At 71.8% G+C, this 14,242-nt stretch carries 14 protein-coding genes; 9 read left to right on the top strand and 5 right to left on the bottom strand.

Translation table 11 applies throughout. From position 1 onward, the window contains the following. Window positions 1-16 precede the first annotated feature (16 nt). The 4 genes from ABD932_RS13350 to ABD932_RS13335 all read left to right on the top strand — a co-directional run bounded on the left by ABD932_RS13350 (window position 17) and on the right by ABD932_RS13335 (window position 3,839). Window positions 17-442 (top strand): GNAT family N-acetyltransferase, encoded by a 426-nt coding sequence (locus ABD932_RS13350; RefSeq protein WP_126389636.1) that lies wholly within the window; start codon window positions 17-19, stop codon window positions 440-442. A 189-nt stretch (window positions 443-631) separates the two neighbouring features. Beyond that, a complete protein-coding gene (locus ABD932_RS13345) occupies window positions 632-1,975 on the top strand; it encodes a hemolysin family protein (protein ID WP_345012112.1) in 1,344 nt (447 codons plus the stop codon). Beyond that, window positions 1,972-2,985: a hemolysin family protein gene (locus tag ABD932_RS13340; protein WP_345012110.1), complete on the top strand. Its 1,014-nt coding sequence runs from the start codon at window positions 1,972-1,974 to the stop codon at window positions 2,983-2,985. The genes ABD932_RS13345 and ABD932_RS13340 overlap by 4 nt, the downstream gene beginning before the upstream one ends. Window positions 2,986-3,056: 71 nt before the next feature. After that, on the top strand, window positions 3,057-3,839 hold the full coding sequence (locus ABD932_RS13335) for an SGNH/GDSL hydrolase family protein (protein WP_345012108.1): 783 nt from the start codon (window positions 3,057-3,059) through the stop codon (window positions 3,837-3,839). A gap of 99 nt (window positions 3,840-3,938) precedes the next feature. Here ABD932_RS13335 and ABD932_RS13330 read toward each other — a convergent pair whose 3' ends face one another. Next, a complete protein-coding gene (locus ABD932_RS13330; RefSeq protein ID WP_345012106.1) occupies window positions 3,939-4,766 on the bottom strand; it encodes a hypothetical protein in 828 nt (275 codons plus the stop codon). 391 nt (window positions 4,767-5,157) lie between these two features. Between ABD932_RS13330 and purB the strand changes: the two genes are divergently transcribed. Next, the gene (gene purB / locus ABD932_RS13325) at window positions 5,158-6,600 is read left to right on the top strand and encodes an adenylosuccinate lyase (protein ID WP_345012104.1); all 1,443 of its coding nucleotides are present in this window, start codon (window positions 5,158-5,160) and stop codon (window positions 6,598-6,600) included. Between the two features lie 13 nt (window positions 6,601-6,613). Beyond that, complete coding sequence (gene mug, locus ABD932_RS13320; RefSeq protein WP_345012102.1) at window positions 6,614-7,177, top strand: G/U mismatch-specific DNA glycosylase; 564 nt, start codon at window positions 6,614-6,616, stop codon at window positions 7,175-7,177. Between the two features lie 49 nt (window positions 7,178-7,226). Here mug and ABD932_RS13315 read toward each other — a convergent pair whose 3' ends face one another. Next, on the bottom strand, window positions 7,227-7,952 hold the full coding sequence (locus ABD932_RS13315) for an ABC transporter permease (protein WP_345012100.1): 726 nt from the start codon (window positions 7,950-7,952) through the stop codon (window positions 7,227-7,229). Beyond that, window positions 7,949-8,887, bottom strand: a complete 939-nt coding sequence (locus ABD932_RS13310) for an ABC transporter ATP-binding protein (protein WP_345012098.1) — start codon at window positions 8,885-8,887, stop codon at window positions 7,949-7,951. Before ABD932_RS13310 ends, ABD932_RS13315 begins: the two co-directional genes overlap by 4 nt. A gap of 108 nt (window positions 8,888-8,995) precedes the next feature. Between ABD932_RS13310 and ABD932_RS13305 the strand changes: the two genes are divergently transcribed. The 3 genes from ABD932_RS13305 (at window position 8,996) to ABD932_RS13295 (ending at window position 12,118) form a co-directional block, all read left to right on the top strand. Then, entirely contained in the window at window positions 8,996-10,162 is a 1,167-nt protein-coding gene (locus ABD932_RS13305; protein ID WP_345012096.1) for a sensor histidine kinase, read from the top strand. Window positions 10,163-10,176: 14 nt separating this feature from the next. Next, window positions 10,177-10,839, top strand: a complete 663-nt coding sequence (locus tag ABD932_RS13300) for a response regulator transcription factor (protein ID WP_345012094.1) — start codon at window positions 10,177-10,179, stop codon at window positions 10,837-10,839. Between the two features lie 121 nt (window positions 10,840-10,960). Next, window positions 10,961-12,118 (top strand): ROK family protein, encoded by a 1,158-nt coding sequence (locus ABD932_RS13295; protein WP_345012092.1) that lies wholly within the window; start codon window positions 10,961-10,963, stop codon window positions 12,116-12,118. Between the two features lie 103 nt (window positions 12,119-12,221). Here ABD932_RS13295 and ABD932_RS13290 read toward each other — a convergent pair whose 3' ends face one another. After that, window positions 12,222-12,983: a GntR family transcriptional regulator gene (locus ABD932_RS13290; protein ID WP_345012090.1), complete on the bottom strand. Its 762-nt coding sequence runs from the start codon at window positions 12,981-12,983 to the stop codon at window positions 12,222-12,224. A 249-nt stretch (window positions 12,984-13,232) separates the two neighbouring features. Then, window positions 13,233-14,120: an RNA polymerase sigma-70 factor gene (locus ABD932_RS13285; protein ID WP_345012088.1), complete on the bottom strand. Its 888-nt coding sequence runs from the start codon at window positions 14,118-14,120 to the stop codon at window positions 13,233-13,235. Between the last annotated feature and the right edge of the window lie 122 nt (window positions 14,121-14,242).

Here is a 14,242-nt window from a genome sequence, read left to right as displayed (position 1 = left end):
GTGATGGGATCGGACCATGACTGATCTGCGGATACGGGCCGCGACGGCCGACGATCTCGACACCGTGCTGGCCTTCTGGAAGACGGCCGCCGAGGGCACCAGCATCAGCGACGACCGGGACGGCGTGGAGCGCCTGGTCGCCCGTGACCCCGAGGCGCTCGTCCTGGCCGAGCTGGACGGCGAGCTGGTCGGCACGGTGATCGCGGGCTTCGACGGCTGGCGCTGTCATCTGTACCGGCTGGCGGTGCACCCGGAGCGGCGCCGCCGGGGCATCGGCTCGGCGCTGCTGGCCGCCGCGGAGGAGAGGTTCGTACGGCTCGGCGGGCGCCGGGGCGACGCGATGGTGCTGCAGCGCAACGAGACCGCGCAGCATGCCTGGGGCGCGGCCGGGTACGCGCCCGAGGAGCAGTGGCGACGGTGGGTGAAGCACCTCACCGACTGACCGCTGTCCGATCGGTCTCCGATCACTGTCCGACCGCTTCACCGAAGCACTTTGCCCGTCCTTTACTATTGGGGGACCACTTCGGTCCTCCAGTGAAAGGTGTGAGCGTCCGCCCATGGGCGAGCCTCCCAGTAGACGACATCGCGCGATCCTCCCCACCCTGTCCGACGATGGGACGGAGGTGACCCGATGACCGAAGTGCTCCTCCTTCTGGTGGCGATCCTGCTGTCGCTCGCCTGTGGTGCCTTCGTCGCGGCCGAGTTCTCGCTGACCACGGTCGAGCGCAGCGAGCTGGAGCGGGCCGTGGAGCGCGGTGAGCGGGGCGCCGCCGGCGCTCTGAAGGCCGTACGGAATCTGACGTTCCAGCTCTCCGGCGCGCAGCTCGGCATCACGGTCACCAATCTGGTCGTCGGCATGCTCGCCGAACCGTCGATCGCCGCGCTGATCGCGGGCCCACTGGAGTCGCTGGGCGTCTCCCGCTCGACGGCGAGCTCGATCGCACTGGTGATCGGCACCGCGCTGTCGACCGTCGTCCTGATGGTCGTCGGCGAGCTGGTGCCCAAGAACTGGGCGATCTCCTCGCCACTGGCCGTGGCCAAGACGGTCGGGAACGCGCAGCGCTGGTTCAGCGCGATCTTCCGCCCCTTCATCACCCACCTCAACAACACGGCGAACCGCATAGTGCGCCTCTTCGGCGTGGAACCCACCGAGGAGCTGGCCGCCGCGCGCGGCCCCCAGGAGTTGGCCGCCCTCGCCCGGCACTCCGCCCGGGAGGGCGCCCTGGAGGCGGACACCGCCGAGCTCTTCGTACGGACCCTGAACCTGGCCGATCTGACCGCGGAGAACGTCATGACCCCGCGCGTCCAGGTCGTCGCCCTCGACGCCCAGGCGACCTGCGAGGACGTGGCGAACGCGACGCGGGCGACCGGGCTGTCCCGGTTCCCGGTCTACCGCGGCAGCCTCGACTCGGTCGTGGGCACCGCGCACATCAAGGACATCCTGGCGGTGCCCGCCGCGCGCCGGCCCCGTGTCTCCGTCGCCGAGCTGATGCGCGAGCCGCTGCTCGTCCCCGAGACACTCACCGTCGACCGGCTCCTCGACCGGCTGTCCGGCAAGCGCACCATGGCCGTGGTCATCGACGAGTACGGCGGCACGGCGGGCGTGGCCACGCTGGAGGACATCGTCGAGGAGGTCGTCGGCGAGGTGCGGGACGAACACGACCCGCACGAGACGCCCGACCTCGCCTCCGCGGGCAGCGACGACGACGGCCGGGCGCTGTTCTCGGCCGACGGTTCGGCGCGGGTGGACCACCTCGCGCGCGTGGGGCTGCGGGCGCCCGAGGGACCGTACGAGACGCTGGCCGGTCTGGTCGCGACCGAGCTCGGCCGTATACCGGCCGTCGGTGACCGGGTCGAGGTCGCCGGCTGGCGGCTCGACGTGGTGGACGCCACGGGCCGCAGGGCCGCACGGGTCCTGCTGCACGCGCCGCTGGACGACGTAGCGGAGGAGAACGAGAAGGAGGGTGGGCGATGACCGCCGTACAGCTGCTCATCGGTTTCGCGACGCTGGTCGTCAACGCCTTCTTCGTGGGCGCCGAGTTCGCGCTGATCTCGGTGCGCCGCTCACAGATCGAGCCGTACGCCGACCAGGGCGACCGGCGCGCCAAGAGCGTGCTGTGGGGTCTGCAGCACGTGTCCGCGCTGATGGCGGCCGCACAGCTCGGCATCACGCTGTGCACCCTGGTGCTCGGTGTGGTCGCCGAACCCGCCATCGAGCATCTGCTGGAGCCGGTGTTCCACGCGGTGGGTGTGCCGGAGAGCGCCGGGCACGTGGTGTCCTTCGTGATCGCGCTGGCCTTGGCCACGTATCTGCACATGCTGCTCGGCGAGATGGTGCCGAAGAACATCGCGCTGGCCGAGCCGGTGCGCAGCGCCCTGCTGCTCGGTCCGCCGCTGGTCGCGCTGTCCCGGGCGCTGCGGCCGGTGATCTTCACGATCAACGCCTTCGCCAACACGCTGCTGAAGCTGATGCGCGTCGAGACCAAGGACGAGGTGACGGCGACCTTCTCGGACGCCGAGCTGGCCCGGCTGGTCCGTGACTCCGGCGAGGCCGGCCTCATCGACGAACGCGCTCGGGAGCGGCTGCACGACGCCCTGGAGCTGGGCCGTCGTCCGGTGCGTGACGTGGTGCTCCCGCTCGAAAGCGTCGTCTACGCGCGCGTGGGCGTCACCCCGGAGGAGCTGGAGGGGCTGTCGGCCGAGTCGGGCTTCTCCCGCTTCCCGGTCGTCGACGAGGCCCGGCGCATCGTCGGCTATCTGCATGTGAAGGACGCGTTGGACGCCTCGCCGCGGGATGTGCCGTTCCAGGTGCGGGACATGCGGCCCATCGCGCGCGTACGGGAGAGCACGCCGCTGGACGACGTGCTCACCGCGATGCGGGGCAGCCGTACGCATCTGGCGGCCGTGCTGGGCCGCGACGGCCGACTGGCGGGCCTGGTGACCATGGAGGACGTGCTGCGGGAGCTGTTCGGGCAGCGGGCCTGACGGCCGGTCGCAGCGGGTACCCCGGGGCGACCGACCGGTGGGTATGGACCCGGGATACCATCTCTGTCGCCATGCAGACGAACCCCAATCACACCAGCCTGGTCGCGCTCGGCGACTCCTTCACCGAGGGCATGTCGGACCTGCTCCCGGACGGCTCCTACCGGGGCTGGGCCGACCTCCTCGCGACACGGATGGCCGCCCTCACCCCCGGTTTCCGGTATGCCAATCTCGCCGTGCGCGGGAAGCTGATCAAGCAGATCGTCGAGGAGCAGGTCGGCGTGGCGGCAGCCATGCGGCCGGATGTGATCACGCTGGTGGGCGGGCTCAACGACACGCTGCGGCCCAAGTGCGACATGGGGCGCGTGCGCGGCCTCCTGGAGGAGGCCGTGGAGACGCTCGCCCCGTCCTGCAAGCAGTTGGTGCTGATGCGCAGCCCCGGCCGCCAGGGCCCGGTCCTGGAGCGGTTCCGGCCGCGCATGGAGGAGCTGTTCGTCTGCATCGACGAGCTGGCCGAGCGGCACGACGCGGTCGTCGTCGACCTGTACGCTGCCCCGTCGCTCTCCGACCCCCGCCTGTGGGACGTGGACCGGCTGCATCTGACGGCCGAGGGGCATCGCCGGGTCGCGGAGGCGGTGTGGCAGACGCTCGGCTACGACCCCGAGGACGCCGAGTGGCGTACGCCGATGGCGGCCACGATGCCGCCGGGCTGGGTCGCGCGGCGGACCGCGGACGTGCGGTTCGCCCGGCAGCATCTGCTGCCGTGGATCGGGCGCCGGCTGACGGGGCGGTCGTCCGGGGACGGACTGCCGCCGAAGCGGCCTGAGCTGCTGCCGTACGAAGGCCCGGCGGCGTAGGCCCACATGGCTCCGGCCTCCGCCTCAGCCCCCGGGGGGAGGCAGAGGCGGAGGCCGGTCGGGTCGAGGCGCCGAGCCTCTCCGGCGGGACCCGGTCCGCTATCGACGGGCCGCGGCCCGGCTCCGCCGGTACAGCACGGTTCCGGCGATCAGCAGCGCCCCACTGGCGGCCACGCCTCCGATGACACTCTCGGCGCCGGTCTCGGGCATCTTGGGGTGGTCCGGCTTCCCGGGCTTGGACGGCGGCGGCTCGTGCGGAGGCGTGGGTTCGGGCCTGGGCTTCTCCTCTTCGCCGTAGCCGTACCCGTACCCGTCGTCGCCCGACTCGTCCGAGCCGTAGCCGTACCCGTCATCGCTCGGCTTGTCCGAGCCGTAGCCGTAGCCGTCGTCGTCCCGCTTGTCGGAGCCGTAGCCGTCGTCGCTCGACTTGTCGGAGCCGTAGCCGTAGCCGTCGTCGCTCGACTTGTCCGAGCCGTAGCCATGGTCCTTCGGCTTGTCGGAGCCGTAGCCATCGTCCTTCGGCTTGTCCGAGCCATAACCGTGGTCCTTCGGCTTCTCCGAGCCATAGCCATGGTCACTCGGCTCGTGGCCGCCATAGCCGTGGTCACTCTGCTTCTCGGCGCCGTAGCCGGAGCCGCCATATCCGGGGGTGTCCTTCTCGGAAGCGGATTCCGGCTGATACATCCCGCCGAACTTGTCATTCAGTTCGAGGAACCTGTCGCGCATCTCGCCGAACTTTTCATGCATCTCGCCGACTTTGTCATCCAGGTCGTCCAGCCCGTCCGAGTCCCATGGATCCGTACGGGCCGACAGCGCAGCGCCGGAGTTCACCACAGCCCCCTGTGCGCGTGGAGCCGCATACGCGCACGTGCCGTACAGGGACAGGGCGCTGGTCGCGGCGGCGGCCACGATCAATCCCTTGGTCAAGGCCTGTCGCATTCTCGTTGTCTTTCTCTCAGGCGGAATGGGGAAGCCGACTTCGGTCATTTCACGCGTTCTTGTGGATTGGCGGAATTCGCAGGGCCATCGCGGGAGCCGTGCTGCCACACGTTCGAACTCGCCACGACCTGCAGACTATGAACGAGATGTGGAGGCTCCTGGAAACCACGACGCGTCGACGCCGAGGGAATTCACTCGATCGCCCGTATGCGAGGCCCGTATCACCCGCGTGCGGAGGCTCGTACCGCCCGCGTGCGGGGTTCGTATCCGTCTCGCGGACGAGCGCAGCAGGACGGCGTCCACAGCACCCCTGACCTGGGGGGCTGTGGGCTGTACGGGCGATCCGGGCCGCACGGGACGCCGGGTAGACTCCGTACACGTGACTTCTGCGCCCGCCAAGCCCCGCATCCCGAACGTCCTCGCCGGACGCTACGCCTCCACCGAGCTCGCCACGCTCTGGTCCCCCGAGGAGAAGGTGAAGCTCGAGCGCCGGCTCTGGCTCGCCGTTCTGCGGGCCCAGAAGGACCTCGGCATCGAGGTGCCGGACGAGGCGATCGCCGACTACGAGCGCGTCCTCGACACCGTCGACCTGGCCTCGATCGCCGAGCGCGAGAAGGTCACCCGGCACGACGTGAAGGCGCGGATCGAGGAGTTCAACGACCTCGCCGGGCACGAGCACGTGCACAAGGGCATGACCTCCCGCGACCTCACGGAGAACGTCGAGCAGCTGCAGATCCGGCTCTCCCTGGAGCTGGTGCGCGACCGCACGGTGGCCGTGCTGGCCCGGCTGGGCAAGCTGTCCGGTGAGTACGGCGAACTGGTCATGGCCGGCCGCTCCCACAACGTGGCCGCGCAGGCCACGACGCTGGGCAAGCGCTTCGCGACCGCCGCCGACGAGCTGCTCGTGGCGTACGGCCGGGTCGAGGAGCTGCTCGGTCGCTACCCGCTGCGCGGCATCAAGGGCCCGGTGGGCACGGCGCAGGACATGCTGGACCTGCTCGGGGGCGACGCGGCGAAGCTGGCCGAGCTGGAGGACCGGATCGCCGGTCACCTGGGCTTCTCGCAGGCCTTCACCTCCGTCGGCCAGGTCTACCCGCGCTCCCTCGACTACGAGGTCGTGACCGCGCTCGTGCAGCTGGCGGCGGCGCCGTCGTCGCTGGCGAAGACGATCCGCCTCATGGCCGGGCACGAGCTGGTGACCGAGGGCTTCAAGCCGGGCCAGGTCGGCTCCTCCGCGATGCCGCACAAGATGAACACCCGGTCGTGCGAGCGTGTCAACGGCCTCATGGTCATCCTGCGCGGCTACGCGTCCATGACCGGCGAGCTGGCGGGCGACCAGTGGAACGAGGGCGACGTGTCCTGCTCGGTGGTGCGCCGCGTCGCGCTGCCCGACGCGTTCTTCGCGCTGGACGGACTGCTGGAGACGTTCCTGACGGTGCTCGACGAGTTCGGTGCCTTCCCGGCGGTCGTGGCGCGCGAGCTGGACCGTTACCTGCCGTTCCTCGCCACCACCAAGGTGCTGATGGGCTCGGTGCGCGCGGGCGTCGGCCGTGAGGTGGCGCACGAGGCGATCAAGGAGAACGCCGTCGCCTCCGCCCTGGCGATGCGTGAGCAGGGCGCCGAGCGCAACGAACTGCTCGACAAGCTGGCCGCCGACGAGCGCATCCCGCTCGACCGCGCCGGGCTGGACGCGCTGATGGCCGACAAGCTGTCCTTCACGGGGGCCGCGGCCGACCAGGTCGGCATCGTCGTCGGCCGCATCGAGGAGATCGTGAAGCAGCGCCCGGAGGCCGCCGGTTACACGCCCGGGGCGATCCTCTGAAGCCCTTGCCGGCATGACGCGCTTCACCGCCGAGCAGTTGGAGGCCGCCCGCGACCGTCTCGTACCGGACGTCGTCGCGGACGGCCTCCACGTGCTGTTCTGCGGCATCAACCCCAGCCTGATGACGGCCGCGACCGGCCATCACTTCGCCCGCCCCGGCAACCGTTTCTGGCCGGTCCTGCATCTGTCCGGGTTCACGCCGAGGCTCATGAAGCCTTCGGAGCAGGGCGAGTTGCCGTCCTGCGGGCTCGGCATCACGAACGTCGTCGCGCGGGCGACCGCACGAGCCGACGAACTCAGCGCCGAGGAGTACCGCGAGGGCGGGCGACTGCTGACGGCCAAGGTGGCACGGTTGCGGCCGCGTTGGCTGGCGGTCGTGGGGGTCACCGCGTATCGGGCGGCGTTCGACGACCGCAAGGCCCAGGTGGGTCCGCAGGAGCGGGTGATCGGGGGCACGCGCGTGTGGGTGCTGCCGAATCCGAGCGGGCTCAACGCGCACTGGACGGCGGCGACGATGGCGCAGGAGTTCGCCCGGCTGCGGGTGGCGGCCGAGGCTCAGGAGAGCGCGGAGGGCTGACGTCCGTCGGCTCACCGGATATCGGCTCACCGGGTTCCGACTGGCGGGGTCAGGCGTCCCGTCGCCGTACGCTCCAACCGCCCGCCAGCAGCACGGCCGCCGTCCACAGGGCCGTCACCGTCAGTCCCGACCATGGCCCGAGAGGGCCGTCGTACGTCTGGTGAAGGGCGATCTGGCCTGCCTTGTCGGGCAGGAAGTCCGCGACGGTGCCCGCGGCGTCGCCGATGACGAACGACACCACCAGGATGAACGGGATCAGGATGGACAGCGTGGCCACTCCGCTGCGCAGCAGGGCGGTGAGACCCGCCGCGAACAGGGCGATCAGCATGAGGTAGATCCCGCAGCCCAGGACCCCGCGCAGCTGTTCGGCCACGGTGAGCCCGTCGGCCGCGGAGCCGAGTCCCGCGCGGCCCGCGGCGAGTGCGGCGCCGGCGGTGACCAGTCCGACCAGCAGGGCCGGTACGGCGATGGCCGTCATCTTGGCGGCGAACCAGCGTCCGCGCTGCGGGGTCGCGGCGAGCGTCAGCCGGAGCGCACCCCCGTGGTACTCCGACGACACGGCCATCGCACCGAACGAGATGGCCGCGATCTGGCCGGGCAGGATCCCGGACAGGGCCGTGAACAGCGGGTCGAACTCCGGGTCGGAACTCCCGTCGGCGCCGGCCAGCGCCGAGAACCCCGTGGTGACGGCGAACAGCGCCAGCAGCGCTCCCGGAAGCGAACGGAGGGTGCGGATCTTGAGCCACTCCGCGTGGAGCACGGGTGCGAAGGTCATGGTCCGGCCTCCTGGGGCTGCTGCTGTGACTGGGTGGTGAACTCGGCCTCGGTCGCGGTGAGATCGAAGTACGCCTGCTCCAACGTCCCCTCCTCAGCGGCGAGTTCGAGGAGTGGGACGTGCGCTTCCGAGGCAATGCGGCCGATGTCGTCCACGCGCGCGTGGTGCACGGTCCAGTGCCCGTCGTCGTGCTGGACGGCGTCGTGGCCGTGCCGGGCGAGGGCGGTCGTGAGCGCGGCGGCGTCCGTGGTGCGGATCCGCACGCTCGGCCGCACGCGCGCGTGGATGAACTCCCGCATCGGGGTGTCGGCCAGCAGACGTCCCCGGCCGAGGACCACGAGGTGGTCCGCGAAGGAGGCGGTCTCGTTCATGAGGTGGCTGGAGACGAGCACCGTCCGACCCTCCCCCGCCAGGCGCCGCGTCAGGTCCCGGATCCAGACGATGCCTTCGGGGTCGAGGCCGTTGGACGGCTCGTCGAGCATGACCACCTCGGGGTCGCCCAGGAGTGCGGCGGCGATGCCGAGCCGCTGGCGCATGCCCAGCGAGTACGTCTTCACCCGGCGCCGCGCCACCGACGCGAGCCCCGTCTCCTCCAGCACCTCGTCGACGCGTGCGCTCGGGATGCGGTTGCCCGCCGCCAGGACGCGCAGATGGTCGCGGGCGGTGCGGGAGCCGTGCGCGGCCCCGGCGTCGAGCAACGCGCCGACGTGGCGCAGGGGTTCGCGCAGGGCCGCGTAGGGGCGGCCACCGACGGTGGCGGTGCCGGAGGTCGGCCGGTCGAGGCCGAGCACGAGCCGCATGGTGGTGGACTTTCCGGCGCCGTTGGGGCCGAGGAAGCCGGTGACACGGCCGGGGAGGACGGTGAAGGTGAGGTCGTCCACGGCTCGTCGGGTACCGAACTCCTTCGTGAGGGCCTGGACTTCGATGCTGGTCATGGCAGCAGCCTGGCCGCCGGGGCGGCTGCGGGTCCTCCCTCGCGGGTGGAGATCGTCTCCCCCGTGCGGGGGAGGCTCGTTGTCAGTGGCGGCTGGCACGATGACGGAATGGCCCGCTTGCTGCGCCCGTTCGGCCGGGCGGTTACGTACACACGATGGCTGCATCTGTTCATCGCCGTCGTGTGGCCGAGCATGTGGTTGTTCATCCGGGAAGAGTGGTGGATCTGGCTGGTGGCGGCCGTTTCGCTCGCCCCCGCCGGTCTGGTGCCCGCGATGCGCACCGTGGAGGGGCTGCAGGCCAGGCTGCTGCTGACCGGTCACGGGCCGGACAGCGGGAGCGCCGACATCGTCGTCGCACCGTCCGCCACCTGGAGCGACCGGCGGCGGCTCGTCGTGTGGCTGGAGGCGCGGCTGCTGGTCGGGTACGCGACCGCGACGGTCACCGGCCAACTGCTCTTCGCCACGGTGGACTTGCTGTCGGCGCCGTTCGGCCGTGACTTCGACGAGGGCCGGCTGTTCCTTCAGGGCCACCCATGGTGGCAGTTGCTGCTCGTGCCCGTGACCCTGGCCACCCTGGCGGTGACCGTGGTCGCCGCCGGCCACCTCATCACCGCACTCGCCCTCCGGCTCCTGGGCCCCTCACCGACCGAGCGCCTCGCCGCCCTGGAGGAGCGCACCGAGCAGCTCCTGGAACGCACCCGGATCGCCCGCGAGCTCCACGACTCCATCGGCCATGCCCTGACCGTGGCCGTCGTCCAGGCGGGCGCGGCCCGCGCAGCCGGCGATCCCGCCTTCACCGAGCGGGCCTTGGACGCCATCGAGGAGACGGGCAGGGCCGCACTGGAGGACCTGGAGCGCGTCCTCGGCATCCTGCGCGAGTCGGAGCGGCCGGTCAGCAGCCGGCCCACGCTCACGGACGCCGATCGCCTGCTGGAGTCCGCGCGTGCTTCCGGCGCGAAGGTCGACGTCGACCTGGCCGGGGCCTTGGACACCGTGCCCGGCCCGGTCTCCCGGGAGGGCTATCGCATCCTCCAGGAGTCGCTGACCAATGTGCTGCGGCACGCCGGGTCCGTTCCGGCCCGGGTCCGCATCGCCGTCGTGGGCGGCACGCTCACCCTTGAGATCCGCAATCCGCTCACCGCCGGCATACCCGGGCCCGGCAGAGGCAGCGGCCTGCGTGGGATACGCGAGCGCGCCGCCCTGCTGGGCGGACACGCGCGGACCGGTCCCGACCAAGGTGACTGGCAGGTACATGTAGAGCTGCCGCTGAGTTGATCTAGGCTGGCCGGATGCCGGTCACCGTTCTCCTCGTCGACGACGAACCCCTCGTACGCGCCGGTCTGCGGGCCGTGCTGGAGGCGCAGTCCGACATCGAGGTCATCGGGGAGGCGGCCGACGGGGCGGCGGTGATTCCGCTGGTGAGGCAACTGCGGCCCGACGTCGTCGCCATGGACGTACGGATGCCGCTGCTGGACGGTATCGAGGCCACGCGCGCGGTGTTGCGGACGGTCGACGAGCCGCCGAAGATCCTCGTCGTCACGACCTTCGAGAACGACGAGTACGTGTACGAGGCGCTGCGGGCCGGCGCCGACGGCTTCCTGCTCAAGCGGGCCCGGCCGGCCGAGATCGTGCACGCGGTGCGGCTCGTCGCCGAGGGCGAGTCCCTGCTGTTCCCGGCCTCCGTACGGCAGCTCGCCGCGCAGTACGGCGAGGACGGCGGGAACCGGGCGGCCCGCGCCCTGCTGGAGCGGGCCCGGCTGACCGAGCGGGAGGCCGAGGTGCTGCGGCTGATGGCGCGCGGTCTGTCGAACGCGGAGATCGCCGCCCGGCTCGTGGTCGGGACCGAGACGGTCAAGTCGCATGTGAGTGCCGTCCTGGCGAAGCTGGGGGCGCGGGATCGCACGCAGGCGGTGATCACCGCGTACGAGTCGGGGTTCGTGGCGCCGGGGTGATCCGGGCGGCGTGCCACCGACGGGGCCCGGGCCGGGCGGCCGGTGAGTGCCCACCACTCGCCGGGGTCCGCCACGGCGAGTACCATCCGGCCAACATGCGCACGAGCTGGGAGGACGGACGTTGCCGCGGCTGACCGGCGGGGATCCCTCGCTGCTGCGAAGGATCAACTCCGCGGTGGTGCTGCACGCGCTGCGTGCCACGGACGCCGCGACGCTGACGGAGATCACCCGGGTGACCGGACTGTCCCGGCCCACCGTCGAGGGCGTGGTCGAGGGGCTCATCGAGGCGGGTTACGTCGTCGAGAAGGCGGCCGACGAGAGTGTCGTACGGCGTCAGGGGCGGCCCGCACGGCGGTTCCGGTTCCGGGCCGAGGCGGGTCATCTGCTGGGTCTGGACATAGGGGCGCATCGGGTCGCCGCGCTCCTCGCCGATCTGGACGGCCGGGTGCTCGGCTCGATCGTCAAGGACGTCGACGAGACGGCTCCGGCCGACGAGCGGCTCGAACGGGTGCGTACGGCGGTGGCAGAACTGCTGCGCCGGGCCGGTGTCGCGCGCGGCTCGCTGCGGGCCGTGGGGGTGGCGACGCCGGGCATCGTGGACGCGGACGGCACCGTGCGGCTGGGCGCGGCGCTGCCCGAGTGGACGGGGCTGCGGCTGGGCGAGCGGCTGAGCCGGTCCTTCAAGTGCCCGGTCCTGGTCGAGAACGACGCCAACGCGGCGGCGGTCGCCGAGCACTGGAAAGGCTCGGCCACCGAGTCCGACGACGTGGTGTTCGTGCTGGCGGGGCTGAGCCCCGGCGCCGGTTCGCTGATCGGCGGGCAGTTGCACCGGGGGTTCGGCGGGGCGGCCGGCGAGATCGGCGCGCTGCATCTGCTGGGCCGCGAGGTGACCCCGGAGACCCTGCTGTCCACCACCGACGAGCCGTTGCGCCCGCTCGACGAGCACGCCGTCGCCGAGGTCTTCGCACAGGCCCGTGAGGGCGACGAGCGGGCTCGCGCGGCGGTCGACCGCTTCATCCAGCGTCTCGTGCACGACGTGGCGGCCCTCGTCCTCGCCCTCGACCCCGAACTGGTCGTCATCGGCGGCTGGGCGTCCGGCCTGGACGGCGTACTTGAGCCGCTGCGACGCGAACTGGCCCGCTACTGTCTGCGCCCGCCGAAGGTCGCCCTGTCCCTCCTCGGCGAGGCGGCGGTGGCGACGGGCGCGCTGCGGCTCGCGCTCGACCATGTGGAGGAGCAGCTGTTCGCGGTGGAGGGGACGGTGACGGGGCGGCGCTGAGAAGGTCGCCGGTCGGCCGTCCGCGGTGCCACGGAGTCTGGGGCCGTACATGCCGCGCGCCCCGGAGTCGATCCGGGGCGCGCGGCATGTGTCGGTACGGCGGTCAGGACGCCCGGCGCTCCGGGTCCTGGTGGATCTCCACACCCCCGGAGTCACCGAAGGTCAGCCGGCAGGTGTCCGCGCGGTACGTGGCGACGGCGAGCGCGGCGGTGCGGCCCTCGGCGAGGTAGCGGGTGGTCACCACGAGGACGGGCGCCCCCGGGAGCCGGTCCAGCTCCTTGGCGTCGTCCGCGCGGGCAGAGCCCAGCTCGACGGCGCTCTCCTGGCCCTCCAGTTCCAGTCGCTGCAGCTCGCGCAGCACGGCACGCGCGCGTGCCGCTCCGGACGGGGCGTCGATGGCGGAGAGGTCGGGCACCGAGGACTGCGGGATGTAGAGCAGCTCGGCGGCGACGGGCTGGCCGTGCGTCACGCGGGAGCGGCGCACGGTGTGCACGGGCTCGTCGCGCCCGCTCTCCAGGGCGTCCGCGACGGACGCGGGCGGAACCGCCTGCGCGCAGTCCGCGGGCTGCCAGACGTCGTCGGACGCGCCCGGCCAGGCATGCTGCTCGGTGCCGACGGCCACGCCCACGCGCGGCGGCGCGACGGTCGTACCGACACCGCGGCGGCGCTGCAGCCTGCCCTCCAGCTCCAGCTGCTCCAGGGCTTGGCGGAGCGTGGCCCGGGCGACGCCGAAGCGGGCGGCCAGGTCTCGCTCGTTGGGCAGGATCTCGCCCACGGTGAATTCGGAGTCCAGTGCCTCACTGAGCACGGTCCTCAGGTGCCAGTACTTCGGTTCCGGCACCGATTCCAGCTGCGTGGTCCCCACCCTGTCCTCCGCAATCGCCGTGGCCCAGCGGCGTTTTAGCGCCCTTGTTTATTAAAGGTTGTTGCACTTCTCTGCGACCATAGGACGGCCCTCAACCTTGGTCAATACCAATCCTCCATCCCTTGTGGGCGGTGCACGCATGTGGCCCGGGAACGTTCACGGCGTGTTCGTACAAGGCCGCCTCTTTGACATGCCGGTAAAACCCCCGTCGCACAACAGGGGCGTCACCGGCGGGGCGATGGTGTGGCTCTACTCGGCGGCCAGGGCGTGGAGCTTGTCAGGGTTGCGGATGATGTACACCGCCTGGACGCGCCCGTCCGCCACGTCGAGCTGGAAGACCGAGTCGGGCTTGCCCCCGGACAGGGCCAGCACCGCGGGCCCGCCGTTGATCTCCAGGAAGCGCCAGGAGAGGTCGGGAACGCCGCCCTTGCGTGCGGCACCGACGATGAAGCGGCCCACCTTGTCGGCCGTCTCCAGGACGCGCACCGGCGCCTTGGCCTTTCCGCCGCTGTCGCCGACGAGGCGGACGTCCGGGGCGAGCAGTGACATGAGCCCCTCCAGGTCGCCTCCCTCCGCCGCGGCCAGGAACCGTTCGGTGAGGTCGCGGCGCTGCGTGGGGTCGACCTCGTAGCGGGGCCGCCGCTCGTCGACGTGCTTGCGGGCCCGCCCGGCGAGCTGGCGCACCGCCGCCTCGCCGCGGTCGAGCATGGCGGCGATGTCCGCGTAGGGGTAGCCGAAGGCCTCCCGCAGGACGAACACCGCGCGTTCCAGGGGCGACAGGGACTCCAGGACGACGAGGACGGCGAGGGAGACGGAGTCGGCGAGAACGGCGCGCTCCGCGGTGTCCGGGACGGTGTCCCCGAAGTCGGTGACGTACGGCTCCGGCAGCCAGGGGCCGACGTAGGTCTCGCCCCGCGCCTTGACCTGGCGCAGCCGGTCGATGGCGAGGCGGGTGGTGATGCGCACCAGGTAGGCGCGCGGTTCGCGCACCTCGGACCGGTCGGCGCCGGACCAGCGCAGCCAGGCCTCCTGCACCACGTCCTCCGCGTCCGCGACGCGGCCGAGCATGCGGTAGGCGACTCCCAGGAGGACGGGGCGGTGCTCTTCGAAGACGTCGGTCTCGGTTTCGGTGGTCACTGCACCATCCCAGCCGACGCGTCCGGCGGTGTCCAGGCGAAATCGGCTCCTCAGGGCCGGTGTCGTCCAACCCCGTGACACGCAGGGCGCGTTGGGGAACCGCGGACCGGCCGTGATCGGCC

This window comes from Streptomyces shaanxiensis (assembly GCF_039537145.1).
Lineage (GTDB): Bacteria > Actinomycetota > Actinomycetes > Streptomycetales > Streptomycetaceae > Streptomyces > Streptomyces shaanxiensis.
This window is presented reverse-complemented; position numbering and strand designations above follow the sequence as displayed.

Excerpts from the sequence above, each read along its gene's own strand:
- mug (WP_345012102.1), top strand. The coding sequence starts at position 6,614 with ATGACGCGCTTCACCGCCGAGCAGTTGGAGGCCGCCCGCGACCGTCTC.
- ABD932_RS13300 (WP_345012094.1), top strand. The coding sequence starts at position 10,177 with ATGCCGGTCACCGTTCTCCTCGTCGACGACGAACCCCTCGTACGCGCC.
- ABD932_RS13305 (WP_345012096.1), top strand. The coding sequence starts at position 8,996 with ATGGCCCGCTTGCTGCGCCCGTTCGGCCGGGCGGTTACGTACACACGA.
- ABD932_RS13350 (WP_126389636.1), top strand. The coding sequence starts at position 17 with ATGACTGATCTGCGGATACGGGCCGCGACGGCCGACGATCTCGACACC.
- ABD932_RS13340 (WP_345012110.1), top strand. The coding sequence starts at position 1,972 with ATGACCGCCGTACAGCTGCTCATCGGTTTCGCGACGCTGGTCGTCAAC.
- ABD932_RS13315 (WP_345012100.1), bottom strand. The coding sequence starts at position 7,952 with ATGACCTTCGCACCCGTGCTCCACGCGGAGTGGCTCAAGATCCGCACC.
- ABD932_RS13345 (WP_345012112.1), top strand. The coding sequence starts at position 632 with ATGACCGAAGTGCTCCTCCTTCTGGTGGCGATCCTGCTGTCGCTCGCC.
- ABD932_RS13335 (WP_345012108.1), top strand. The coding sequence starts at position 3,057 with ATGCAGACGAACCCCAATCACACCAGCCTGGTCGCGCTCGGCGACTCC.
- ABD932_RS13310 (WP_345012098.1), bottom strand. The coding sequence starts at position 8,887 with ATGACCAGCATCGAAGTCCAGGCCCTCACGAAGGAGTTCGGTACCCGA.